Origin of the sequence: Kitasatospora sp. NPDC048296, from assembly GCF_043201815.1 — a bacterium.
In the GTDB taxonomy this organism is placed as follows: Bacteria; Actinomycetota; Actinomycetes; order Streptomycetales; family Streptomycetaceae; genus Kitasatospora.
In genome coordinates this window covers 1-25,961 of the sequence record NZ_JBICZB010000023.1, presented here as the reverse complement: position 1 = coordinate 25,961, position 25,961 = coordinate 1, and the positions used below count along the sequence as shown (strand labels likewise).

Genomic DNA, 25,961 nt, shown 5'->3' with positions numbered 1-25,961 from the left:
GAGAAGGGACGCTGTGAGCGTCATGAACCTGGTCTCCTACGAGGACGCTCTCGCGTCCTACGACCCGGTGATGGGCCTTGAGGTCCACGTCGAGCTCGGTACCAAGACCAAGATGTTCTGCGGTTGCTCGACCGAGCTGGGCGCCGAGCCGAACACCCAGACCTGCCCCACCTGCCTGGGCCTGCCGGGCTCGCTGCCGGTGGTCAACGCGGTGGGCGTGGAGTCGGCCGTCAAGATCGGCCTGGCGCTGAACTGCGAGATCGCCGAGTGGTGCCGGTTCGCGCGGAAGAACTACTTCTACCCGGACATGCCCAAGAACTTCCAGACCTCGCAGTACGACGAGCCGATCGCCTTCAACGGCTACCTCGACGTGCAGCTGGAGGACGGCTCGACCTTCCGCGTGGAGATCGAGCGCGCCCACATGGAGGAGGACACCGGCAAGTCCAGCCACGTCGGTGGCGCGACCGGCCGCATTCACGGCGCCACCCACTCGCTGCTCGACTACAACCGGGCCGGCATCCCGCTGATCGAGATCGTCACCAAGCCGATCACCGGCGCCGGCGAGCGTGCCCCCGAGGTCGCCAAGGCGTACGTCGCCGAGCTGCGCGAGGTCATCCGCTCGCTGGGCGTCTCCGAGGCCCGGATGGACAAGGGCCAGATGCGCTGCGACGTCAACCTGTCGCTGCGCCCGAACGGCACCGAGACGTTCGGCACCCGCTCGGAGACCAAGAACGTCAACTCGCTGCGCAGCGTGGAGCGGGCCGCCCGGTTCGAGGTCCGGCGGCACGCCACCGTGCTGACCGACGGCGGCACCATCGTCCAGGAGACCCGCCACTTCCACGAGGAAGACGGCAGCACCACCTCGGGCCGGATCAAGGACAACGCCGAGGACTACCGCTACTTCCCGGAGCCGGACCTGGTGCCGGTGGCCCCCGCCCGCGAGTGGGTCGAGGAGCTGCGCGCCGCTCTGCCGGAGCTGCCGCGGGTGCGCCGCGCCCGGCTGCAGGCCGAGTGGGGCCTGTCCGACAAGGACATGCAGTCCGTGCTCAACGCCGGTGCGGTGGAGCCGATCCAGGAGACCATCGCGGCCGGTGCCCCGGCCGACCAGGCCCGCAAGTGGTGGATGGGCGAGCTGGCGCGCCGCGCCAACGAGACCGGCACCGAGCTGACCGAGCAGCCGATCACCCCGGCGCAGGTCGCCCGGGTCGCCGCGCTGGTCGCCGAGGGCAAGCTGAACGACAAGCTGGCCCGCCAGGTCATCGAGGCCGTGCTGGCCGGCGAGGGCGAGCCGGACGAGGTCGTCGAGAAGCGCGGCCTGGCCGTGGTCTCGGACGACTCCGCGCTGGGTGCCGCCGTCGACCAGGCCATCGCCGAGAACGAGGCGATCGCCGCCAAGATCCGCGACGGCAAGGTCCAGGCCGTGGGCGCGCTGGTCGGCGCGGTCATGAAGGCCACCCGCGGCCAGGCGGACGCCGCCCGCGTGAAGGACTTGATCCTGGAGAAGCTGGGCGCTGCCTGAGTCCTGAGGGGCACCCAGGCTGTCAACCCTGCCTTCCTAAGGTATCTAAGGCATCTAAGGCCCTCTAAGTAAGGCCTAAGGCCCGGTCTCACCTCCGTATTGGGGTGAGGCCGGGCCTTAAACCTTTTTCCAGGCCCGATCTAAGGCATCCGGGCCCCGGAAGATCGGGCACGCTCCCGATGTGGCACCCCCGGCTGGGGGAGGAAGCTCTTACTCGACAGCGAAACGCAGTGAGACCCAAAAGGGGAACCCGAAGTGATCGAGTACGAGATCATCCAGCAGCAGGCCCACGAGCTCGAAGCCCGCGCCGAACACGAGCGCCTGGTGCGTGAGGCCAAGGAGGCGCGTCGCCTGCGCCGCCGTCCGGTCGCCGCCCGCTTCCAGCGGCGCCCCGTGCGTCAGACCGAATGCTGACGGTCCGGCACCGTGACGGTGCCGAAGGAGTTCCGGAGGGGGAGGCGCCGCAGGAGAGCGCCTCCCCCTCCGGGCTTTCCACCACGCTCTCGTCCATGCCCGCGGCCGGACGTTCGCCCGGGGAGATAACCCCTCCTCCCGCCACCACCGGCTATGGCATGCTCGCCTCCATGCAGCAGATATCGGTCAGTCCCGTCTTCGTCGGCCGCGGCAGCGAGATCACCGAACTGACCGAAGCACTGCGCCGGGCGGGCACCGGCAGCCCCCAGGCCGTCCTGATCGGCGGCGAGGCCGGCGTCGGCAAGACCCGGCTGCTGGAGGAGTTCCTGCAGCGGGCCTGCGACCGCGGAGCGGTCATCACGCTCGGCCGCTGTCTGGAGGTCGGCGCCGAGGGCCTGCCGTACGCGCCGCTGGCCGCCGCGCTGCGCCGGCTGCACCGTTCGCTGGGCGCCGAACTGGAGGCCGCCGCGGCCGGCAGCGAGGGGCATCTCGCCCTCCTGCTCTCCGAGTTCGGCGAGGTGGACGGCGAACCCAACGACGAGTACAGCCGGGCCCGGCTGTTCGAGCACACCGCGAGGCTGTTCGAACGGCTCGGCGCGGAGCGTACCCTCGTCCTCGCCGTCGAGGACCTGCACTGGTCCGACCGCTCCACCCGCGAACTGCTGGCCTTCCTGGTGCGCACCCTGCACCGCTCCCGGGTGCTGCTGGTCGCCACCTACCGCACCGACGACCTGCACCGCCGCCACCCGCTGCGCCCCTTCCTGGCCGAGCTCGAACGGCTGCGCACCGTCCAGCGGTTGGAGCTGGAGCGGTTCCGCCGCCGCGAGGTCGCCGCCCAGCTGGCCGGCATCCTCGGCACCGCCGCCCCCGACCGCCAGCTGGTGGACCGCATCCACCGCCGCTCGGAGGGGAACCCGTTCTTCGTCGAGGAGCTGGCCACCGCCTTCCAGGACGGCTGCGGCGCCGGGCTGACCGACTCGCTGCGGGACATCCTGCTGGTCCGGGTCGAGAGCCTGGACGAGGAGGCCCAGCGGGTGGTGCGGATCGCCGCCGAGGGCGGCTCGCACGTCGAACACGCCCTGCTGGCCGCCGTCCTGGCGGACGACGAGGAGGCGCTGATCGAGGCGCTGCGGGCGGCCGTCGGCGCCAACATCCTGCGCCCGGACAGCGAGGGCGAGGGCTACCGCTTCCGCCACGCGCTGGTCCGCGAGGCGGTCTCGGACGACCTGTTGCCCGGCGAACGGCACCGGATCAACCGCAAGTTCGCGCTCGCCGTGGAGGCCCAGCCGCACCTCGTCCCCGGTGACGCGCTGCCCGCCCGGCTGGCCAACTACTGGTACCAGGCGCACGACCCGGCCCGAGCCCTGCCGACCGCCCTGGACGCCGCCCGCGCGGCCCGGCGCCGCAACGCCTTCGCCGAGCAGCTCGGCCTGCTGGAACGCGCCCTGGAACTGTGGGACATGGTCTCCGAGGAGGTGCTGGCGCACACCCTGCGCCCGTACGACTGGGCCGAGACCTACCCGCCCGGCTCCTGCGACCACAGCTCCGCCGACGCGGACTGCGACCGGATCCAGCTGGTCGACGTGCTGGCCGAGGCGGTGGTCGCGGCCCGGCGCTGCGGCGACCGCGAGCGCGGCCTGAGCCTGGCCAAGCGCGGGATCCGGCTGGTCGACGAGAGCGAGCACCCGGTGCGCGCGGCCTGGTTCCGGATCAACCGGGCCCGGATGCTGGGCAACCTGCGCCGCTCCGGTGACGACGAGGAGATCGCCCGCGCGTACGCGCTGGTCGACCACCTGTCGCCGTCCGCCGTGCAGGCCGAGGTGTTCGCGCTGGCCGCCGGGACGGCGATGCTCAAGAAGGCCGGCCCCGAGCACATCGAGCTGGCCGAGCGGGCGATCCGGATCGCCCAGCAGGTCGGCGCGCACTCGGTCGAGGTGCACGCCCGGATGACCCTCGGCGGCCTGCGCCACGACGTGCAGGGCGACGCCGACGGCGGGCTGGCCGAGCTGGCCGGGGCGGTCGACGCGGCCCGCCGACTGGGCGTGCCGGACCTGCTGCTGCGCGGCATCAACAACCTGGCCAGCGCGCAGCGCGGGCTGGGCCGGGCGGAGGAGGCCGTGCGGCTGGCCCGGGAGGGCCTGGACTTCGCGGACGGCAACGGCCTGCTGCGCAACATCGGCACCATCCTGACCGGCAACCTGGTCGAGGCGCTGCTCGACCTCGGTCGGGTGCAGGAGGCCGACGAGGTGCTCTCCGCCTGCGAGCTGAGCAGCCTGAGCGGCACCCACGCCGAGTTCCTGGACCGGATGCGCGGCGAACTCGCCCTGCTGGCGGGGGACCTGCCCACCGCGGCGACCATGCTGGCCCAGGCGCGGGCGGCCAACCGGATCGGCCAGGTCCAGCACAGCGTGCCGATCAGCCGGCTGGCGATGCGGGTCGCCGCGTACGGCGGGCGGCCGCTGGAGGCCCGGGCCGAACTGCTCGCCGCGCTCGCCGAGGACGGGCGGATCGGCCACGAGTCCGACGTCTACCCGCTGCTGGTGGAGGCCGCCGGGGTGGAGGCGGACAGCCGCGGCCTGCCCGAGGCCGAGGCGGGCCGGGCCGAGACGCTGGCCGCGATCGCCGCGGCGGCCGCCGAACTGCGCCCCCGGGCACCGCTGCACCAGGGCTGGGCCCGGCTGCTGGAGGCCGAACTGGACCGGGCCCGGGGGGCGGACACCCCCGGGCAGTGGGCCGAGGCGGTCGCCGCGCTGCGGGCGGCCGCACTGCCGTACCCGCTGGCGCTCGCCCTGCTGCGCGGCGGCGAGGCCGAGGTGCAGGCCGGGCGGCGGGAGGCGGCGACCGAACTGCTGCGCGAGGCGGCCGAACTGGCGGCCGCCCGGGGTGACCGGCTGCTGGGCTCGCAGATCACCGCGCTGGCCGAGCGGGCCGGGCTGAACCTGGCCCCGGCCGGTCGCCCGGCCGCCGAGGCCGCGCCGACCGGGTCCCCGGGGGACTCCTTTGGCCTCACCCCCCGTGAGCGGGACGTGCTTCGGTTGCTCGCGCGCGGCTGGACCAACCGGCAGATCGCCGAGGAGCTGTACATCTCTCCGAAGACGGCAAGCGTGCACGTGTCCAACATCCTGGGCAAGCTCGGGGTCGGCGGTCGCGGCGAGGCGGCCGCGCTGGCCCACCGACTGCGCCTGTTCCCCGAGGACCTGGACCCCGCGGGCCGCTGAGACCGCGGGCCGCTGAGACCGCGGGAAGCCGACCGGGCCCGGACGGTCGCCGACCAGGGCCTGTCCCTTGGGTCCTCGGCACGGGCAGGGCGGGTGGGCGCGCCGTCGCGTGCTCCCGTGCGCGCCGCGTGAGCCCCCGCCCGCGCGCCGCCGCCAACCGGGCCGATCCGTCGGAATCCGGTGCATCCACCCACCGTGCCGCCATTACTCTAAGTTGAGTGTGCGTGTCATTGAGTGACGGAATTGGTGTAAGGTCCCGACCGGGAGCATCGGTGCGGTGCGGCAGCCGGAAGGCCGCCCACCCCCTGGGCCACCGTCCTGACGGGGCGCCAGGTCACCGCGTACGGCCGAGAGGTGCGCGGCCGGTGGTCCGTGGCCGGGGCGCCGGGCCCCGGGCCGGAGGGGGAGAGGCCGAGTGAGCTCCACCGATACGGTGCTGCCCGGAGCCGGACGGCCGGGCGTACCGCCTGCCGACACGTCCGCCGTCGACCCGCCGGAACCCGCCCGGCGCGGCCCGCTGCGCCGGCTCCTGGGGAGCCGCGCGCTGCCCGGCCTCGCCCTCGGCGGGCTCTGCCTGGCCTATGCGCTGGGCGCGGCCGCCGGCTGGGGATCGTGCCAACTCTCCATCTTCATGGGCGACTTCGGCCTGGCGGCAGCGGCCCTCGCGGCCGCCCTGTCCTGCCTGGTGTACGGCTGCGCGGTCGACGGGCACGCCCGCCCGGCCTGGCTGCTGTTCGGCCTCTCCTCGCTCATGGTCGCCTTCGGCAACGGCACCTGGGGCTGGTACGAGCTGGTCGTGCGCACCCCGCTGCCGCAGGACTCGCTCGCCGCGTACGCCTTCCTGCTGTTCGCCCCGCTCTCCATCATCGGCGTTCTGGTGCTCGCCCAGCGCCCGCGCTCGGCGGCCGGCTGGCTCTGCCTGCTGCTCGACGGCTGGCTGATCGCCGGCTCGCTCTTCACCCTCAGCTGGAGCCTGGCACTCGGCCGGATCGCGGCCGGCGAGGACGGCTCCCCGCTGCGCATCGCCCTCAGCCTGGCCTACCCGGTGCTGGACATCCTGCTGGTCAGCCTGGTGATCGGCCTGCGCTTCCGCGGCCGGGACGGCAACCGGGCATCCGTGCACACCGCGATGCTCGCGCTCGCCCTCACCGTGCTGTGCGACGCCCTGTTCACCTCCCCGGAGCTGCACAGCAACTACCACTCCGGCGAACTGCTGGACGCCGGCTGGTTCTCCGGCAGCCTGCTGCTCGCCTGGGCACCGTGGTCCCCGCGCTGGCGCCGTCCGCTGCGCGAACACCCCTCGGCCGGCGGCGTGCCGCGCCGCCGGGTGGCCACCACCTTCAGCGCGCTCACCCCGTACGCGGCGGCCGCCGTGTGCACCGCCGGAATCCTCTACAACGCCCTCGGCGGGCGCGAGTTGGACCGGGTGGTAGCCGCGGCCGCCTGCACCGTCGGGCTGGCACTGATCCTCCGGCAAGGCGTGATGCTGCTCGACAACCTGTCGCTGGCCCAGGAGCTCGGCCACAAGGAGGCGCACTTCCGTTCCCTGGTGCAGGGGTCGAGCGACGTCATCATGATCGCCGGGGCCAACGGCGTGCTCTCGTACGTCTCCCCGGCCGCGCTCGGTGTCTACGGGCGGGACCCGGAGGAACTGGTCGGCGGCAACCTGCTGGACCTGGTCCACCCCGAGGACGTGGACCGGGTGCTCTCCGAGGTCCGTCGCTACCTCGCGCGGGTGCGGCTCGCCGCCCACCACACCCCGGGCACCGCCGAGCCCTCGGCCCGGGTGGAGTGCCGGATCAGCGCCGGCGCCGGCGAGTGGCTGCACGTCGAGTCGACGGTCAGCCGGCACCGCGACGGCCTGCTGCTCAACAGCCGGGACGTCACCGAACGCGTCATGCTCCAGGCCCAGTTGCAGCACAACGCCTTCCATGACCCGCTCACCGACCTGCCCAACCGGGCGCTGTTCACCCAGCGGCTGCGCGGCGCCCTCGGCGCCCGCGGCCAGCAGGGCGGGACGGGTGCCGGGATCGCGGTGCTGTTCCTCGACCTGGACGGCTTCAAGGCCGTCAACGACAGCGCCGGCCACCAGGTCGGCGACGAACTGCTGGTGCAGGCGGCCCGCCGGCTGCAGGGCGCGGTGCGCTGCGGGGACACCGTCGCCCGGTTCGGCGGCGACGAGTTCGCCGCGCTGGTCTGCGGCCCGCTCGGCCGGCCGCAGGTGCAGGAGCTGGCCGAACGGCTGCGGGTCGCGCTCTCCGCGCCGTACTGGATCGGCGGGGCCGAACTCGGCGTCGCCGCCAGCATCGGCATCGCCTTCGGCACCCCCGAACGGGGTCCGACCGCCGACCCCAGAGCCGCGGCCGACGAGCTGATGCGCAACGCCGACCTCGCGATGTACCGGGCCAAGTCCGAGGGCAAGGGCCGGGTGGTGCTCTACGTCCCGGCGATGCGGGCCGACCTGGAGCGCCGCAGCGAGCTGGAGGAGCGGCTGCGGGTGGCCGTCCGGGAGGGCGACTTCACCCTGCTCCACCAGCCCCTGGTCGACCTCGGCAGCGGCGCGGTGACCGGCGTCGAGGCGCAGGCCCGCTGGCGCTCGGCGGGCGGCCTGCTGCTCACCCCGGGCGAGTTCCTGCACTCGGCCGAGCGCGGCGACGCGGGCGCCCGGTTCTCCCGCTGGCTGGTGCACGAGGCGGTCGCGGCCGCCGTCGACCGGCGTGCCCTGTCCGGCCGCGGCCGCGGCGGCGCGGTGCCCGTCCCGGTGGCCGTGCGGCTCTCCGCCCAGCGGCTCTGCTCGCCCGGCCTGTACGAGACGGTGGCCGCGGCGCTGCGTGACAGCGGACTACCGGCCGGCGAGCTGGTGATCGAGGTGGCCCGGATGGGGCCGGACTCGCTCGCCGACGAACTCGGCCGCCGGCTGGCCGCGCTGCGCCGGCTCGGCGTCTCCACCCGGCTGGCCGGCTACGGCGCCGGGAGCGGCTCGCTGGGGGCGCTCGCCCGGCTGCCCTTCGACGGGCTCAAGCTGGACCGCACGCTGGTCCAGGGCCTCGGCGAGTCCTCGCTCAGCAGAACCCTGGCCGGGCACGCCCTGCGGCTCGGCCGCGACCTCGGGATGAGCACCGGCGCCGAGGGGGTGGACCTGCCCCGCCAGGTCGCCGCGCTGCAGGAGCTGGGCTGCCGCCAGGCCCAGGGTTCGGCCTTCGCCCCGCCGCTGGACGAGACCCGGCTGCGCCGGGCGCTGACCCACCGCGGCTACCCGGTGCCCAAGCCGCTCGGCTCGCTCTCCTCCCGTCGCGGATGCCTGGCCGCGGACACCCGGACGGGTGGCTGTGCGGACGCCCCGGGAAGTCGTGTCGTAGATCACCAGGCGGCTCCCCAGCCCGACCACGGGGCCTCGGACCTGCCCGAACGCCGTGCCGTCGCCGGTCCAGGGGCGGGTCCGCATGGCGAGACGGTGATCCCACCTGCTTGACACGCCACCCCGGTCGGGAGGAAGGTCGTTGCCATGCGCACCCGAATTCTCGTACTTGGCGGGCGCGTCGGCTGAGTGGGCTCACACGCCTCGCTCGTGACAGACCGACGCGCCACCCCTCGCATGCCCTTGGGCACGAGGGGTTTTTTGTTGCACTGACGCTGTTCCACTCCCGCAAGACCCCTGGCCCGATCGCCCCGAGAAGTCCGATTCGTCGGATTCGAGCGGGACGATGGAGGCAGAGCCGGCGATCGGCCCGGACCGGGACCCCACCCTCGCAGCACCGGGGCCCGCAGCACCGGACCGGCAAAACCCGAGAAGAGACAGGCAGATGACTGAGCACGCCGCATCCCCCCGCCGCGGGGACAACCCGGCCGCCCACGCTCCCGCTCCCCAGCACGTCGCCGAGACCATGACCGGAGCCCAGTCGCTCATCCGCTCGCTTGAGGCCGTAGGCGCGGACACCGTCTTCGGCATTCCGGGCGGGGCCATCCTTCCCGCGTACGACCCGCTGATGGACTCCACCAAGGTGCGCCACATCCTGGTCCGGCACGAGCAGGGCGCCGGCCACGCCGCCACCGGCTACGCCCAGGCCACCGGCCGGGTCGGGGTCTGCATGGCCACCTCCGGCCCAGGCGCGACTAACCTGGTCACCCCGATCGCCGACGCGTACATGGACTCCGTGCCGATGGTCGCGATCACCGGCCAGGTCGCCTCCAAGGCGATCGGCACCGACGCCTTCCAGGAGGCGGACATCTGCGGCATCACGATGCCGATCACCAAGCACAACTACCTGGTCACCGACCCGGCCGAGATCCCCCGGGTGATCGCCGAGGCCTTCCACATCGCCGCGACCGGCCGCCCCGGCCCGGTCCTGGTCGACATCGCCAAGGACGCCCTGCAGGCCACCACCACCTTCCGGTGGCCGGTCGAGACCGCGCTGCCGGGCTACCGCCCGGTCACCAAGCCGCACGCCAAGCAGATCCGCGAGGCCGCGAAGATGCTGGTCAGCGCCAAGCGCCCGGTGCTCTACGTCGGCGGCGGCGTGATCAAGGCGCAGGCCACCGCCGAGCTGCGGATCCTCGCCGAGCTGACCGGCGCCCCGGTCGTCACCACCCTGATGGCGCTCGGCGCCTTCCCGGACAGCCACCCGCAGCACCTGGGCATGCCCGGCATGCACGGCTCCGTCCCGGCGGTCACCGCGCTGCAGAAGTCCGACCTGCTGTTCACCCTCGGCGCCCGCTTCGACGACCGGGTCACCGGCAAGCTGGACAGCTTCGCCCCGTACGCCAAGGTCGTGCACGCCGACATCGACCCGGCCGAGATCGGCAAGAACCGCCCGGCGGACGTGCCGATCGTCGGCGACGCCCGCGAGGTGCTCGCCGACCTGATCGTCGCCGTCCAGGCCGAGTTCGACGCCGGCCACAAGGGCGACTACTCGGAGTGGTGGGAGAAGCTCAACGAGTGGAAGAAGACCTACCCGCTGGGCTACGAGCCGGCTCCGAGCGGCCAGCTCTCCCCGCAGCAGGTCATCGAGCGGATCGGCCAACTCGTCGGCTCGGACGCCATCTACGCGGCGGGCGTGGGCCAGCACCAGATGTGGAGCTCGCAGTACATCCGCTTCGAGCGGCCCGGCACCTGGCTCAACTCCGGCGGCGCCGGGACCATGGGCTACGCCGTCCCGGCGGCGATGGGCGCCAAGGCCGGCCGCCCGGACAGCGCGGTCTGGGCCATCGACGGCGACGGCTGCTTCCAGATGACCAACCAGGAGCTGGTCACCTGCGCCCTGAACGGCATCCCGATCAAGGTCGCGGTCATCAACAACGGCTCGCTCGGCATGGTCCGGCAGTGGCAGACGCTGTTCTACAACCAGCGCTACTCCAACACCGTGCTGCACTCCGGCCCCGACCACGACGGCATCGAGCCGCCGGCCCAGGGCACCCGGATCCCCGACTTCGTCAAGCTGTCCGAGGCGATGGGCTGCGTCGGCCTGCGCTGCGAGCGCCCCGAGGACCTGGACGCGGTCATCAAGCAGGCGATGGAGATCAACGACCGCCCGGTCGTCATCGACTTCATCGTCCATCAGGACGCCATGGTCTGGCCGATGGTCGCGGCCGGCACCAGCAACGACGAGATCCAGTTCGCCAAGGGCGTCCGCCCCGACTTCGGCGACGACCTCGACTGACGGCCCCCCTATCCAGAACGACTGAGGAATCCCATGTCCAAGCACACCCTCTCCGTCCTGGTCGAGAACAAGCCCGGCGTGCTCGCCCGCATCGCCGCGCTGTTCTCCCGTCGGGGCTTCAACATCGACTCCCTCGCCGTCGGCCCGACCGAGCACCCGGACGTGTCCCGGATGACGATCGTGGTCAACGTCGAGGACCTCCCGCTGGAACAGGTCACCAAGCAGCTCAACAAGCTCGTGAACGTGATAAAGATCGTCGAACTCGACCAGGCCGCTGCGATCCAGCGGGAACTGGTCCTGGTGAAGGTCCGCGCCGACAACGAGACCCGGTCGCAGATCGTCGAGATCGTCCAGCTGTTCCGGGCCAAGACGGTCGACGTGTCACCTGAAGCGGTGACCATCGAGGCCACTGGCAGCTCGGACAAGCTGGAGGCCATGCTCCGGATGCTGGAGCCTTACGGCATCAAGGAGTTGGTCCAGTCCGGCCTGGTCGCCATCGGCCGCGGCGCCCGTTCCATCACGGACCGGTCGCTGCGTGCCCTCGACCGCAGCGCCTGAGCCGGCGCCGGCTCAAGCGCGGCGACTCACGCGAGCGCCGTCTCGCCCACCCGTCGCCCGCCACCACCCGTCCAACGGCGCGCTGGCGCGCGACACCTTTTAGCGACGACCCCACACCACCCCGGCTGCGCATACGGTAGGACTCGCGCACCCGGCACCAACACGCAAGGAGATGTGCCCCCGTGGCCGAGCTGTTCTACGAAGACGACGCCGACCTGTCCATCATCCAGGGCCGCAAGGTCGCGGTCATCGGCTACGGCAGCCAGGGCCACGCCCACGCGCTGTCCCTGCGCGACTCCGGCGCCGACGTCCGCGTGGGCCTGAAGCCGGACTCCAAGTCGCGTGCCAAGGCCGAGGAGGCCGGCCTGCGCGTCGTCACCCCGGCCGAGGCCGCGGCCGAGGCCGACGTCATCATGATCCTGGTCCCGGACCCGATCCAGGCCGACGTCTACGAGGCGGACATCGCCCCGCACCTGAAGTCCGGCGACGCCCTGTTCTTCGGCCACGGCCTGAACATCCGCTTCGGCTTCATCAAGCCCCCGGCGGACGTCGACGTCTGCATGGTCGCCCCGAAGGGCCCGGGCCACCTGGTCCGCCGCCAGTACGAGGAGGGCCGCGGCGTCCCGGCGATCGTCGCCGTCGAGCAGAACGCCTCCGGCAAGGCCTTCGAGCTGGCCCTGTCGTACGCCAAGGGCCTGGGCGCCACCAAGGCCGGCGTCATCAAGACCACCTTCACCGAGGAGACCGAGACCGACCTGTTCGGTGAGCAGGCCGTCCTCTGCGGTGGCACCGCCGCCCTGGTGAAGGCCGGGTTCGAGACCCTGGTCGAGGCCGGCTACCAGCCGGAGATCGCCTACTTCGAGTGCCTGCACGAGCTGAAGCTCATCGTCGACCTGATGTACGAGGGCGGCCTGGAGAAGATGCGCTGGTCGGTCTCCGAGACCGCCGAGTGGGGCGACTACGTCACCGGCCCGCGCATCATCACCGACGCCACCAAGGCCGAGATGAAGAAGGTCCTCGCCGAGATCCAGGACGGCACCTTCGCCAACACCTGGATCGCCGAGTACAAGGCGGGCCTGCCCAAGTACAACGAGTACAAGACGGCCGACGAGAACCACCTGCTGGAGACCACCGGCAAGAAGCTGCGCTCGCTGATGAGCTGGGTCAACGAGAAGGCCTGAGCCCCCCCGGGGCCGCTGATTTTGTCACTGCCTTGTACAAGTAGGCTGCTCCCGTCCGGGTGATTTCGCCTGACGGGAGCAGCCTCGTACTCTGCCCGTCGATACACTCCGAGTGCGCGTCAGGCCCACAGCGTCGTGCGTCTACCTACGCGGCATGCCACCTTCCCCCGCTCTCCACGCCACCCACGTGCGCCGGGGAACCGGACAGTTAAGGACATACTGTCGTGAGCACTGCGACCACTGTGAAATCTGGCGTCGTCCTGATCGCCGAAGAGCTTTCGCCCGCCACCGTCGACGCCCTCGGCCCCGACTTCGAGATCCGCCACTGCAACGGCGCCGACCGCACCGAGCTGCTCACCGCGATCGCCGACGTGGACGCGATCCTGATCCGCTCCGCCACCAAGGTCGACGCCGAGGCGCTGGCCGCCGCCCGCAAGCTCAAGGTCGTCGCCCGGGCGGGCGTCGGCCTGGACAACGTCGACGTCGCAGCCGCCACCAAGGCCGGTGTGATGGTCGTCAACGCGCCGACCTCCAACATCGTCACCGCCGCCGAGCTCGCCTGCGGCCTGCTGATCTCGGTCGCCCGCAACATCTCCCCGGCCAACGCCGCGCTCAAGGGCGGCGAGTGGAAGCGCAACAAGTACACCGGCGTCGAGCTGAGCGAGAAGACCCTCGGCGTGGTCGGCCTCGGCCGGATCGGTGTCCTGGTCGCCCAGCGGATGTCCGCCTTCGGGATGAAGATCGTCGCGTACGACCCCTACATCCAGGCCGCCCGCGCCGCGCAGATGGGCGTCAAGCTGGTCTCGCTGGAAGAGCTGCTGGAGATCTCGGACTTCATCACCGTCCACCTCCCCAAGACCCCGGAGACGATCGGCCTGATCGGCGACGAGGCGCTGCACAAGGTCAAGCCGACCGTGCGCATCGTCAACGCCGCCCGCGGCGGCATCGTGGACGAGGAGGCGCTCGCCGCCGCCCTGCGCGAGGGCCGGGTGGCCGGCGCGGGCCTGGACGTGTACGCCAAGGAGCCGTGCACCGACTCCCCGCTGTTCGCCTTCGACAACGTGGTCGCCACCCCGCACCTGGGCGCCTCCACCGACGAGGCGCAGGAGAAGGCCGGTATCGCGGTCGCCAAGTCGGTCCGCCTCGCGCTGGCCGGCGAGCTGGTGCCGGACGCGGTCAACGTCCAGGGTGGCGTGATCGCCGAGGACGTGCGCCCGGGTCTGCCGCTGGCCGAGAAGCTCGGCCGGATCTTCACCGCGCTGGCCGGCGAGGTGGCCGTCCGCCTGGACGTCGAGGTCCGCGGCGAGATCACCCAGCACGACGTGAAGGTGCTCGAACTGTCCGCGCTGAAGGGCGTGTTCGAGGACGTGGTGGCGGAGACGGTGTCCTACGTCAACGCCCCGCTGTTCGCCCAGGAGCGTGGCGTCGAGGTCCGTCTGACCACCTCCAGCGAGAGCCCCGAGCACCGCAACGTGATCACCGTGCGCGGCACCCTCGCGAACGGCGAGGAGATCGCGATCTCCGGCACGCTGTCCGGCCCGAAGCAGATCCAGAAGATCGTCGGCGTGGACGCCTTCGACGTGGACGTGGCGCTCACCGACCACATGGCCTTCTTCAAGTACGAGGACCGCCCCGGCGTGGTCGGCGTGCTCGGCCGCCACCTGGGCGACGCGGGCGTCAACATCGCGGGCATGCAGGTCGCCCGGGACGGCGGCAGCGCCCTCGCCTCCATCACCGTGGACAGTGAGATCCCCCAGGACGTGCTGACGGCGATCGCCACCGAGATCGGCGCCCGCTTCGCGCGCTCGGTCGACCTGGGCTGATCCTCCCGGCCCGAACAGGGCCCGGACCGCCGTTCGGACGGTGGTCCGGGCCCTGCTGCGTGCTCCCGGGTGGCTCCCGTCTCAGATACTAGGAAATCCAAGTATTCGTGCAGACACGGCCGGGGCGGGGCCTTACGGTGGAGGAGCCATACGGTGTGCCGCCCCTGTAGCCAGGGCGTGCGGCCCGTGTGCGCGTGCGCCATCACGGGCAGGCGATCCCTGCTCCCGCGCGTACCCATCTCCCCTTTGTGCTGCTCGTCCGCAGCGCCGCTTCCAAGGAGCCCGGTATGCCCTCCGCCGCTGACCGTCACGTCACCACCACCCCCGCCGCCACCCCCGTCCGCGCCGCGCGCCGTCGCCGGGCCGCCGAGCGGAACCCCTTCGCGGCCGCCGCCCTGCAGCGCTCGCTCGACCGCCGCGACAACGGCGGCGTGACCGGCCACAACTGACCGGTGCCGCCGGTGGCGTTCATCGGCCTACTGGGCCGTTCGGGCTGACGGCGGGTCACTCCGTAGGGTGCAACTCGGCTCCATTCGAGGGAAGTTGCTCGCCCTCCCCGGCGCGATCATCCTAATTTGGGGCCCCCGGAAGGGTGATCGACGTCCGCGCGGGCGGGCGTCAGCGACACGCTGTGCGGATCATTCCCCCGGCCGGGGGAGAGGGCCCAGTGCGTCTGCCACCCGTTCGCCGACCGATCGCCCGGATCGGTCTCACCCTGGTCCTGCTGGCAGCTGCGTTCGTTCCGAGCAGCGCCGTGCTCGCCGCCATCCCGGCGGCCGGCGGCCCGTCCAGCGCGGGACCCCCGGGCCGGGGCCGTACCGCCTCCGTCCTGCTGGAACTCACCACCGAGGCGGCCGGCCCCGCCTGGCAGCGGGCCGCCGAGACGGCCCGACGGGCCCAGCGCTCGCCGGAGGCCGTCCGCCGGGAGGCCGCCCGGGCCGGAGCCGCCCAGCGCGGCCGGGCCGGGGACGCGCTCGACCGGCTCGCCTACGCCGTCCACCGGGCGGCGCCCGCCACCCGCGAGCTCTACCGCACCCGCACCCTGCTCACCGGCCTCGCGGTCAGCGCGCCCGCCGACCGGCTGCCCGCGCTGCGGGCGCTGCCCGGTGTCCAGGCCGTCCACCCGATCGTGAACAAGCAGCGCGACAACGCCTACTCCGTCCCGCTGACCGGAGCCCCGAAGGTCTGGGAGGGCGACTCGGCCCTCGCCGGGAACACCGGCCGGGGCATGCGGATCGGGATCATCGACAGCGGCATCGACTACACCCACGCCGACTTCGGCGGCCCCGGCACCGAGGCGGCCTTCCGCTCGGTCGAGCGCGGCAAGCCCGCGCCGGCCGCGCTGTTCCCCAACGCCAAGGTGGTCGGCGGCAAGGACCTGGTCGGCGACGACTACAACCCCGACCCGGCCTCCCCGCGGTACCAGCCCGTCCCGCACCCCAGCGACAACCCGATCGACTGCGTGCGCAACGGGCACGGCACCCACGTCGCCGGAACGGCGGCCGGGTACGGCGTCACCACCGACGGCCGTCCGTACACCGGCCCCTACCGGCCCGGGCTCGACCCGGCCTCGTTCAAGATCGGCCCCGGCGCCGCCCCCGGCGCGCAGCTCTACGGGATCCGGGTGTTCGGCTGCGACGGCGCCACCGACCGGATGGCCCAGGCGCTCGACCTGGCCGCCGACCCGAACGGCGACGGCGACCTCGGCGACCGGCTCGACGTGGTCAACCTCTCGCTCGGCAGCCGCTTCGGCAGTCCCGACGACGCCGACTCCGTGGCCGTCGACCGGCTCGCCGCGCTCGGCACCGTGGTGATCGCCGCCGCCGGCAACGAGGGCGACGTGTACGGCATCGGCGGCAGCCCCGGCACCGCCGCCCGGGCCATCACCGTCGCCGCCTCCGTACACGGGCACGCCGACGTGGACGGCATCACCGTGCTCGACCCCGCCCCGCTGGCCGGGGTCGTCCCCGGGCACTGGAGCGGGCGCTACCAGGGCTGGTCCACCGCCGAGGTGAGCGGCGCGCTCGCCGTGCCGGTCGACCAGGCGGACGGCTGCACCGCGTTCAGCGAGGCCGACAAGCAGCGACTCAAGGGCAGGATCGCGCTGCTCACCTGGCGCACCGGCGAGGCCGAGCGGGCCTGCAACTCCGGCCCGCGCGCCGACCACGCGGCCGACGCCGGGGCGATCGGCGCGCTCTACGCCGCCGACAGCGACCACCTGGCCGAGATCTCGGGCGACGACCGGATCCCGGCCGTGCTGCTCGGCCACGCCGACGGCGAGCGGCTGCTGAAGGCCGCGGCCGCCGGGGACGTCCGGGTCCGGCTCGCCGCGCCCGGCAACCCGCTGCACGGCTCGGTCCCCCGGAACCAGCCGTCCAGGGTCGACACCCTCACCGACTTCACCTCCCGGGGCATCGGCGTGCCCGGTGTGGTCAAGCCCGACCTCGCGGCCCCCGGCGAGACCATCTGGTCGGCCCTGGTCGGCAGCGGCAGCGGCGGCCAGCGCGAGAACGGCACCTCGATGGCCGCCCCGCACGTGGCCGGGCTGGCCGCGCTGGTCCGCGCCGCGCACCCGGACTGGCCGGTCGAGCAGGTCAAGGCCGCGCTGATGAACACCAGCACGGACACCTGGCTCGGCGACGACCACGGCGGGCCGGTCTACGGGCCCGAGCGCACCGGGGCCGGACGGGCCCGGGTCGACCAGGCGGTCCGCACGCCGGTGGTCGCCTACGCGGCGGGGGAGGGCGCCGAGGCGGGCAGCGTCGGGGTCTCCTTCGGCCCGGTCGAGATCGGCGGGCCGACGGCGCTCGGACGGGAGATCGAGCTGCGCAACTACTCGGGTTCTCCGCTGACTTACCGCACCGGCTACGCCGCCGCGACCGAACTCCCGGGCGCCTCCTATCAGGTGACACCCGCCGAGGTCGACGTGCCGGCCGGCGGCACCGCACGGGTGAAGGTGACGCTGTCCGTACCGGGGGAGTTGGGTCGCACACCGGACCCGACCATCGACACCCTGCAGGGCGGCAAGGCCCGCAGCTACCGGGGCGAGCTCTCCGGGCGGGTACTGCTCAGCCCGGTCGACGTAGCGCTGCCGCAGCTGCGGGTGCCGGTGTTCGCCGCCCCGCGCCCGGCGAGCGACCTGACCGCGACGGCCTCCGTCCGGACCACCCGGGACGGCACCCTGGTCGTGCTCGGCGGCAGCGCGGCGCCCGGTGAGCGGCCCGGGCTGGTCAGCGCCCTCGCGCTCGGCGGCGAGGCCGCCCGCTGGCCCGACTGCCCGCCCGGCGGCGGCAAGGCCGTCGGCCCCGGCTCGGGCATCCGGCCCACGGACGCGGCCGAGCCGGCCGACCAGCCGCACGACGTCTGCGTCGAGCACCCCGGCGACCGGGCCGCCAACCTGCGGGCGGCAGGGGCGGCGGCCGACGCCGACCAGCTGTACGTGGGCGTGCGGCTGTGGGCCCCGGCGGCGACGCCGGTCGGGCTGTACGGGGTGCGGGTCTCGCTGGACACCGACGGGGACGGCGTCACCGACGTGATCCTCAAGGCCGACCGGCTGCACGGCAGCGACGTCCTGGTCTCCCGCGCCCTGGACGCGCGCACCGGCGCCGAGCTCGACGTCCAGCCGCTCAACGCCCGTTGGGGCGACACCGACACCGAGCTACTGGACAGCGACGTCCTGGTCCTCCCGGTCCGGCTGAGCGCCCTGCCGGGCGTCAAGCCAGGCCACAGCACCGTCCGCTACGGCGTCTGGACCGGCGTCGTGGGCGGCGACCGGCCCGATCCGGCCGACGCCTACTCCTCCATCGGCCTGCGGGGCACCGGCCCGACCGTCCCGCTGGACGTCCTGCACCCGGCCCTCTCCGTCCAGGCCGGCCTCACCGGCCCCGCCGCGGTGGTGGCCCCGGCCGGCCCGGGCACCGTCCTCGACGTGCACCGGGCGGCGGGCGACAGCTCCCGGCTCCTGCTGCTGTACCACCTCAACCCGGCGGACCGGCGGGCCCAGGTGCTCACCCTGCCGTGATCACCGACCAGTGGGGCGGCCCGCCGGGACTCCGGCGGGCCGCCCCTCGTCACGCCCCGTCGGGGCCCTGGACGGCCAGGCGGCGGTCGCGGCGCGGGATTCGGGTCCGGCGGCGGGAGAGGCGGGCGAAGACGGCGACCAGGGCGAGGACCGCGGCGGTGCCGGAGGTGACGGTGAGGCCCTCGGTGAGGCCGGGCGGGCGGAAGGCGCAGGTGAGGCGGGAGGCGCCGCCGCCCAGGGGGACGCCGATCATGCCGAGGACGGGGGTGGGGACGGTGGCGGGGCGGCCGTCGACGGCGCAGGTCCAGCCCTCGGTGGCGGGGACCGAGAGCAGCGCGGTGCCGGTCGAGCCCGCCGGGAGGGCCGCCGCGACGGTGTGCCCGCCGGCCTCGACGCGGGTGGCGCCGGTGGCGGTGAGGCGGGCGACGGCGGCCTCCAGGGCGCCGGCCCGCAGGCAGCCGATCGGGCGGGCCGGGACCTGACTGACGACGTCCGAGCGCAGGGTCACCCGGACCACCCCGTCCGCCGGGACGGTCCCCAGCCGGTGGATCGCCACCGCCGTGGTGGGCTGCTCGCCGTCGCTGCGGTAGCTGGTGCCCAGGCCGCTGACCGTGCCGCGGTACCAGACCCCGTGGAAGTAGGCCGTCCCGCCGGGGGTGCAGCCGGCGGTGAACACCGTGCCCTCGCCGCCGCCCGGCACCGACCAACCGCTGCTGCCGTGCAGGGTGGGCGCCGGGCCGCCGGCCGGGACGGGCAGCGGGGTGTCGTAGACCTGGCTGCCGAGCAGCGACTCCTGCCGGGACCAGACCGAGGAGGTGTCTGGGCGGGCCCCCGGCGGCAGCACGGTGACCAGCGGCGGCGCGGCCGCCCGTACGGGGGTGAAGCCGTCCGGGGGCGGTCCGTCGTCCAGGTGGGCGCGGACCGCGAACAGGGCCCGCCCGACCGGGTCGGTGACGCTGGTGGTCTGCCGCCCGCCGGCCGTCCAGCCCGCGCCGAGGTCGTGCAGCAGCAGGGCTGTGACGGTGGGCAGGGAGGCGCTGAAGTAGCCGCCGCCCTGGCCGTTCAGCAGCAGCGGGTCGTTGGCGCCGAAGGCGTGCGGGCCGGGGTCGCTGCGGCCGTCCGGCCAGTCGGCGGCCTCCCGTACGGCCGCGTACCCGGCCCGCACGGCGGCCGGGGAGGCGGTGTCGGCCGGGGTCGCGCCGAGCGCCGCGTACCCGGACCAGACGGCGTTGCCGAGCACCGCGCCGCCGAGCACCCAGGTGGCGAGGACGTTCGCCCGGCGGTCGGTGTGCCGGCGGTCCAGCACCAGGAGCGCGGCCAGCAGCACGACGCCGCCGACGCCCAGCAGCACCCAGGTGGAGGCGGGGACCGCGTGCCGGCTCGCCGCCAGCACGGCGACCACCGCCGTGACGGCCGAGCCGCCCAGCAGGGCGAGCCAGTCCGGCCGGTGGGCCAGCGACACCCAGCCGGCCAGCACCAGCAGCCCGCTGAGCACGAAGGCGGCCCGGTACGGCCCGCCGGCCGGGATCGCCAGGCCGTGCCAGACCAGCACGGTCGGGGTCCAGACGAAGGTGAGCACCACCAGTACCAGTGCCGCGCACCAGACCGCCCGCTCGCGGATCCGCACCCGGCGGTTGAACGCCAGCCCGCACACCAGCAGCAGCCCGAGCACTCCGATCGCCACGTCCGGCAGCTGCTGCCCGCCCTGGGCGGTGGGCAGCAGCCGGGCGAGGTGGCCGCCGAGCCCGCCCGGGCCGACCGGCTGCACCGGGGACTCGGGCTGGGCGCCCCGCGCGGCGCGGACGGCGACGAACAGCACGGGGGAGGCGAGCAGCACCCCGGTGGTGGTCAGGGTGACGGCCCGCCCGGTGGCCCGGACCCGGTGCCGGAACGGCCGCGGGGTGGCGAACGTGCGGACGGCGAACAGGAGTCCGGCGATCAGGGTGGCCAGTGCGGCGGTGTAGAGGTTGCCCGCCCAGACGAGGGCCACGCACAGCGAGCCGGCCACCCAGCGCCGCTCGTGCAGGCACCAGTCCCCGACCAGGCCGAGCAGCGGCAGCGACACCAGGCCCCAGAGCCACATCGGTGCCGTCCCGCCCACGTCCAGCACCCAGGCGCAGAGCCCGTACCCGACGGCGGCGATCGCCCGCAGCCAGTGGGGACCGGGGTGCAGGCGGCCGAGCAGATGGGCCATCAGGGCGGTGGCGAGGCCGATGGTGGCCAGGGCGACCAGGAAGACGGCGAGCGGCCCCTGGTCGCGCGGGAGCAGAGCGGTCGGCCAGGAGAAGGGGTTCATCAGGTAGGCGAAGAAGTCCGGCAGGAAGGGGGCGCCGTAGCCGCTGTTCCAGTTGAACAGCAGGTCCCCGGCGGCCTGTCCGTGCAGCAGGTCCCACAGGTGGGCGTGGTACGGCACGGAGAGGTCGCCCACCCCGGTCGGCCACCGCCCGCGCAGCCCGGCGGCCAGCGCGTACCCGCCCGCCGCCAGCCCGGCCGCACCCCCGCAGACCAGCGCCTCCCGCCGCCGCTCGGTCCTCACGCACGCGCCCCGTTTCTGCCAGGAACCTCGGACCACGCCACCCTATGGGCGCCCCCGGCGCAACTCTGATCATCCGCGCTCCCTCGAAGGAGTGATGGCAACACGTCAGTGCGCTTCGGCCTGAGATGGTGCTTCCGTGGGAGGAGACATCGAGCTTGCGATGCCGGAGTGGCTGAGGCCCCCGGCTGCCGGCTGCACCGCCGAAGGCAGGGACAACCGGTCGCCCACACCTTCGAGCTGGACGCCGCACTGGGCGTGTATGCGTCGAGCGGAACCTTCCGAGAGCGCTTGACAGTTCGACACCCGTTTCCACTGACGGTCACCCTCGTGCGTCCGAATGCTGGACGCGAGGTGTCAGCACCTGGGACACCGGAGTAGGGTCCGAGCATGTCTCGCACCATTCGTCTCGCAGTTGTCCCGGGTGACGGCATCGGCCAGGAAGTGGTGGCCGAAGGTCTGAAGGTCCTGGAGGCCGTGCTTCCCTCCGACGTGAAGCTGGAGACCACCGAGTACGACCTCGGCGCCCGGCGCTACCACCGGACCGGCGAGACGCTGCCGGACAGCGTGCTGGCCGAGTTGAAGGCCTTCGACGCGATCCTGCTGGGCGCCATCGGCGACCCGAGCGTGCCGTCCGGAGTGCTGGAGCGGGGCCTGCTGCTCAAGCTGCGGTTCGCCTTCGACCACCACATCAACCTGCGGCCGGGCCGGCTCTTCCCCGGCGTGCAGTCCGCGCTGGCCGGACAGCCGCAGATCGACTTCGTGGTCGTCCGCGAGGGCACCGAGGGCCCGTACGTCGGCAACGGCGGCTCGCTGCGCACCGGCACGCCGCACGAGGTGGCCACCGAGGTCAGCCTGAACACCGCGTACGGCATCGAGCGCGTGGTGCGCGACGCCTTCCGCCGGGCCCAGGCGCGGCCGCGCAAGAAGCTCACCCTGGTGCACAAGAACAACGTGCTGGTGCACGCCGGGCACCTGTGGTCGCGGATCTTCGCGGAGGTCGGCCGGGAGTTCCCGGAGGTCACCACCGAGTACCTGCACGTCGACGCGGCCACCATCCACCTGGTCACCCAGCCGGAGCGCTTCGACGTCATCGTCACCGACAACCTGTTCGGCGACATCCTGACCGACCTGGCCGCCGCCGTGACCGGCGGCATCGGCCTCGCCGCGAGCGGCAACATCAACCCGAGCGGCGAGTACCCGGCCATGTTCGAGCCGGTGCACGGCTCGGCGCCGGACATCGCCGGCCAGGGCAAGGCCGACCCGACCGCCACCGTGCTGTCGGTCGCCATGCTGCTGGAGCACCTCGGCTTCGCCGCCGAGGCGGCCCAGGTGGAGGCCGCCGTCGCGGCGGACCTCGCCGAGCGCTCCGGCGTCCGCTCCACCTCCCAGGTCGGCGACGCGCTCGCCGCCCGAGTATCCGGCTAGCGGGCCGGATCCAATATGCGGGGTTCCGGCTAGCGGCCGGATCGCGACAAGGTCCGGCCAGGTGGGCCGGACCGCATAACCACAGCTTGCAGCTCCCCAAGGAGAGGGAAGCTGTTCGGCACGGCCCTCTGGATGCGAGTATCGACAGTGGGCCGTGCCGTTGTGCGTCCGTTCCGGCGTTGGATCGCCGTAACGTTCCTTCGGCGGGGCGGCCCGAACCAACCCCACGGTGAAGGAAACAGCCATGAGCACGCCCACCCAGGCGCCCATCACGTTCGACCTCAAGCCCTCCGCCCATCCGCTGTCCGCAGCGGAGCGCGAGGCCCGGCTGACCAACCCCGGCTTCGGCCGCGTCTTCACCGACCACATGGTCACCATCCGCTGGACCGAGGGCCGCGGCTGGCACGACGCCCAGCTGGTCCCGTACGCGCCGGTGGAGATGGACCCGGCGAACATGACGCTGCACTACGGCCAGGCGATCTTCGAGGGCCTGAAGGCCTACCGCCAGACCGACGGGTCCATCGCGACCTTCCGCCCGGAGGCCAATGCCCTGCGCTTCCAGGCCTCGGCCCGCCGCCTGGCGATGCCGGAGCTGCCGGTCGAGTCCTTCGTCGAGGCCGTCGAGCTGCTGGTCCAGCAGGAGCGGGAGTGGGTCCCGAACGAGCCGGAGCAGAGCCTCTACCTGCGTCCGTTCATGTTCGCCACCGAGGTCGGCCTGGGCGTCCGCCCGGCGAACTCCTACCTCTTCATGATCATCGCCTCCCCGGCCGGCGCCTACTTCCAGGGCGGCATCAAGCCGGTCTCGGTCTGGCTGTCCAAGGAGTACGTCCGGGCGGCGCCCGGCGGCACCGGCGCCGCCAAGTGCGCGGGCAACTACGCGGCCTCGCTGGTCGCCCAGGCCGAGGCCGCCGAGAAGGGCTGCGACCAGGTGGTCTGGCTCGACGCCGCCGAGCACCGGTGGGTCGAGGAGATGGGCGGCATGAACCTGTACTTCGTCTTCGGCGAGGGCAAGGACGCCAAGATCGTCACCCCGGAGCTGTCCGGCGCCCTGCTGCCCGGCATCACCCGTGACTCGCTGCTGCGCCTGGCCTCGGACCTCGGCTACGCGGTCGAGGAGCGGAAGATCTCCACCGACGAGTGGCAGCAGGCCAACGCCGACGGCACCCTCACCGAGGTCTTCGCCTGCGGCACCGCCGCCGTCATCACCCCGGTCGGCTCGGTCAAGTCCGCCGCCGCCGACTGGACCGTCGGCACCGGCGAGCCCGGCCCGATCACCATGGAGCTGCGCCGGGCCCTGCTGGCCATCCAGGGCGGCCAGTCGCCCGACACCCACGGCTGGCTGCACAAGATCGTCTGATCGTGCGGCCGGGCGCTCCGAGACGCCGGAGCGCCCGGGCCGAAACCTCCTCGAAGCCTTCCTGGCGCTCGACACCCCTCCGGGGTTCAAGGCTGAGCTGATCGAGGGGGAGATCGTCGTGACCTCGCCGCCGGACGGTGAACACGGCCTCACCCTCGACACCGCCGAGCCGGTCGAGCAGCCGTTCCGTATCGCGAGACGCGTGGGCCGGATCGCGGAAGCTGTGTCAGACTGCGAGCGTGTCCTCGCTTTCGCTGATTATTAGCAGCAGGCGCGCCGGTCCGCAGTGACCGCTTCCGCAGGACCCGATGCGGAGCGACCATGAGCGTCCAGACCCGCGCGCAGACCTCTCGCACCCGCGAGGGGTTTTTTGCTTTTTGGGCGCAGCCCCATCGAGCACAGATCCCGGACCGGCCGACGGCCCCCACAAGGGGCTCGGGGACACCGGGGGCGCACGCGGGATCCTGGACAGTGGAGCCGGGACGAAGAGCCGGCAGAGCAGTACCAAACTCCCCGAACGGAGAACCAGGGGCCATGACCGAGGTCAGCCGTACCGACGACAGTTTCCACGTGTTCGACACCACCCTGCGCGACGGCGCGCAGCGGGAGGGCATCAACCTGACGGTGGCCGACAAGCTGGCCATCGCCCGGCACCTGGACGAGTTCGGCGTCGGCTTCATCGAGGGCGGCTGGCCCGGGGCCAACCCGCGGGACACCGAGTTCTTCGCCCGCGCCGCCGCCGAGCTGGAGCTGCGCAACGCCCAGCTGGTCGCCTTCGGCGCCACCCGCCGGCCCGGCGGCAAGGCGGCCGACGACCCGCAGCTGGCCGCGCTGGTCGCCTCCGGCGCGCCCGTGGTGACCCTGGTCGCCAAGGCGCACGACCGGCACGTGGAACTGGCGCTGCGCACCACCCTGGACGAGAACCTGGAGATGATCCGGGACAGCGTCGAGTTCCTGCGCGCCCAGGGCCGGCGGGTGTTCATCGACTGCGAGCACTTCTTCGACGGCTACCGGGCCAACCGCGCCTACGCCCTCGCGGTGGTCCGCGCCGCGCACCAGGCCGGGGCGGACGTGGTGGTGCTGTGCGACACCAACGGTGGGATGCTGCCGGCGGGTGTGCGGGAGACGGTCGCCGACGTCCTCACCGACTGCAACTCCTACAAGCCCGGCGCCCGGCTCGGCATCCACGCCCAGGACGACACCGGCTGCGCGGTGGCCAACACCCTGGCCGCGGTGGACGCGGGCGCGACCCACGTGCAGTGCACCGCGAACGGCTACGGCGAGCGGGTCGGCAACGCCAACCTGTTCCCGGTGGTCGGCGCACTGGAGCTCAAGTACGACCGGCGGGTGCTGCCCGCGGGCCGGCTGGCCGAGATGACCCGGATCTCGCACGCGATCGCCGAGCTGGTCAATCTGGCCCCGTCCACCCACCAGCCGTACGTCGGTTTCTCGGCCTTCGCCCACAAGGCGGGCCTGCACGCCTCCGCGATCAAGGTCGACCCGGACCTGTACCAGCACATCGACCCCGAGCTGGTCGGCAACACCATGCGGATGCTGGTCTCCGACATGGCCGGCCGGGCCTCGGTCGAGCTCAAGGGCAAGGAGCTCGGCTACGACCTCTCCACCGACCGGGACCTGGCCGGCCGGGTGGTGGCCCGGGTGAAGGAGCAGGAGAACCTCGGCTACACCTACGAGTCCGCGGACGCCTCCTTCGAGCTGCTGCTGCGCGACGAGGTGCGCGGCAGCCGGGACCGCTTCTACACCCTGGAGTCCTGGCGGACCATCAGCGAGCAGGGACCGAACGGGATTTCCGGCAACGAGGCGACGGTCAAGCTGTGGGCCAAGGGCGAGCGCCGGATCGCCATCGGCGAGGGCAACGGCCCGGTGAACGCGCTGGACCAGGCGCTGCGGAGCGCCCTGGAGGGCATCTACCCGCCGCTGGCCACCTTCGAGTTGGTGGACTACAAGGTCCGCATCCTGGAGGGCCAGCACGGCACCGGCTCCAAGACCCGGGTCCTGATCGAGTCCACCGACGGAACCGCGGCCTGGTCCACGGTCGGCGTGGCCGACAACGTGATCGCCGCCTCCTGGCTGGCACTTGAGGACGCGTACACCTACGGCCTGATCCGGGCCGGGCTGGAGCCGGCCGAGTAACCGCCCCGAACGTGGGGGGGGGGGGGGGGGGGGGGGGGGGGCCCCCCCGGCCCCGGGGCCGGGGGGGGGCGCGCGGCGCGGGGCCGCCCGGCCGGGGC

General features: G+C 73.3%; 14 protein-coding genes and 1 pseudogene. 14 read left to right on the top strand and 1 reads right to left on the bottom strand.

What is annotated here, in order from left to right; genetic code table 11:
- The first annotated feature begins 13 nt into the window (after positions 1–13).
- The 10 genes from gatB to ACGF12_RS16035 all read left to right on the top strand — a co-directional run bounded on the left by gatB (position 14) and on the right by ACGF12_RS16035 (position 18,391).
- The gene (gatB, locus tag ACGF12_RS16080; protein WP_393029424.1) at positions 14–1,519 is read left to right on the top strand and encodes an Asp-tRNA(Asn)/Glu-tRNA(Gln) amidotransferase subunit GatB; all 1,506 of its coding nucleotides are present in this window, start codon (positions 14–16) and stop codon (positions 1,517–1,519) included.
- 255 nt (positions 1,520–1,774) lie between these two features.
- Positions 1,775–1,933 (top strand): hypothetical protein, encoded by a 159-nt coding sequence (locus tag ACGF12_RS16075; RefSeq protein ID WP_393029421.1) that lies wholly within the window; start codon positions 1,775–1,777, stop codon positions 1,931–1,933.
- Between the two features lie 170 nt (positions 1,934–2,103).
- Entirely contained in the window at positions 2,104–5,151 is a 3,048-nt protein-coding gene (locus tag ACGF12_RS16070) for an AAA family ATPase (RefSeq protein ID WP_393029418.1), read from the top strand.
- Between the two features lie 517 nt (positions 5,152–5,668).
- Positions 5,669–8,623 carry a putative bifunctional diguanylate cyclase/phosphodiesterase gene (locus ACGF12_RS16065; RefSeq protein ID WP_393029611.1) on the top strand — a complete coding sequence of 985 codons (2,955 nt, stop codon included), beginning with the start codon at positions 5,669–5,671 and terminating at the stop codon, positions 8,621–8,623.
- A gap of 331 nt (positions 8,624–8,954) precedes the next feature.
- On the top strand, positions 8,955–10,808 hold the full coding sequence (locus ACGF12_RS16060; RefSeq protein ID WP_393029416.1) for an acetolactate synthase large subunit: 1,854 nt from the start codon (positions 8,955–8,957) through the stop codon (positions 10,806–10,808).
- Positions 10,809–10,841: 33 nt separating this feature from the next.
- Positions 10,842–11,366: an acetolactate synthase small subunit gene (gene ilvN / locus ACGF12_RS16055; RefSeq protein ID WP_097236150.1), complete on the top strand. Its 525-nt coding sequence runs from the start codon at positions 10,842–10,844 to the stop codon at positions 11,364–11,366.
- A gap of 182 nt (positions 11,367–11,548) precedes the next feature.
- Entirely contained in the window at positions 11,549–12,547 is a 999-nt protein-coding gene (ilvC, locus tag ACGF12_RS16050; protein WP_393029412.1) for a ketol-acid reductoisomerase, read from the top strand.
- A gap of 242 nt (positions 12,548–12,789) precedes the next feature.
- Positions 12,790–14,370, top strand: coding sequence for a phosphoglycerate dehydrogenase (gene serA / locus ACGF12_RS16045; RefSeq protein ID WP_387623791.1), 1,581 nt, complete (start codon positions 12,790–12,792; stop codon positions 14,368–14,370).
- Between the two features lie 287 nt (positions 14,371–14,657).
- On the top strand, positions 14,658–14,819 hold the full coding sequence (locus tag ACGF12_RS16040; protein ID WP_393029409.1) for a hypothetical protein: 162 nt from the start codon (positions 14,658–14,660) through the stop codon (positions 14,817–14,819).
- A gap of 218 nt (positions 14,820–15,037) precedes the next feature.
- Positions 15,038–18,391 carry a S8 family serine peptidase gene (locus ACGF12_RS16035; RefSeq protein WP_393029406.1) on the top strand — a complete coding sequence of 1,118 codons (3,354 nt, stop codon included), beginning with the start codon at positions 15,038–15,040 and terminating at the stop codon, positions 18,389–18,391.
- A 49-nt stretch (positions 18,392–18,440) separates the two neighbouring features.
- Here the strand turns inward: ACGF12_RS16035 and ACGF12_RS16030 are convergent, their stop codons facing one another.
- Positions 18,441–20,927 carry a YfhO family protein gene (locus tag ACGF12_RS16030; RefSeq protein WP_393029404.1) on the bottom strand — a complete coding sequence of 829 codons (2,487 nt, stop codon included), beginning with the start codon at positions 20,925–20,927 and terminating at the stop codon, positions 18,441–18,443.
- Positions 20,928–21,314: 387 nt separating this feature from the next.
- On the opposite strand from ACGF12_RS16030, the gene ACGF12_RS16025 reads away from it, so the two are divergent.
- The 4 genes and pseudogenes from ACGF12_RS16025 (at position 21,315) to cimA (ending at position 25,863) form a co-directional block, all read left to right on the top strand.
- Complete coding sequence (locus ACGF12_RS16025; RefSeq protein ID WP_393029402.1) at positions 21,315–22,352, top strand: 3-isopropylmalate dehydrogenase; 1,038 nt, start codon at positions 21,315–21,317, stop codon at positions 22,350–22,352.
- A gap of 244 nt (positions 22,353–22,596) precedes the next feature.
- Positions 22,597–23,709, top strand: a complete 1,113-nt coding sequence (locus ACGF12_RS16020; protein ID WP_393029399.1) for a branched-chain amino acid aminotransferase — start codon at positions 22,597–22,599, stop codon at positions 23,707–23,709.
- A gap of 61 nt (positions 23,710–23,770) precedes the next feature.
- Positions 23,771–23,854, top strand: a pseudogene (locus ACGF12_RS16015) (Uma2 family endonuclease); the annotation flags it as partial.
- Positions 23,855–24,243: 389 nt separating this feature from the next.
- The gene (gene cimA / locus ACGF12_RS16010) at positions 24,244–25,863 is read left to right on the top strand and encodes a citramalate synthase (RefSeq protein ID WP_393029396.1); all 1,620 of its coding nucleotides are present in this window, start codon (positions 24,244–24,246) and stop codon (positions 25,861–25,863) included.
- Positions 25,864–25,961: the final 98 nt, after the last annotated feature.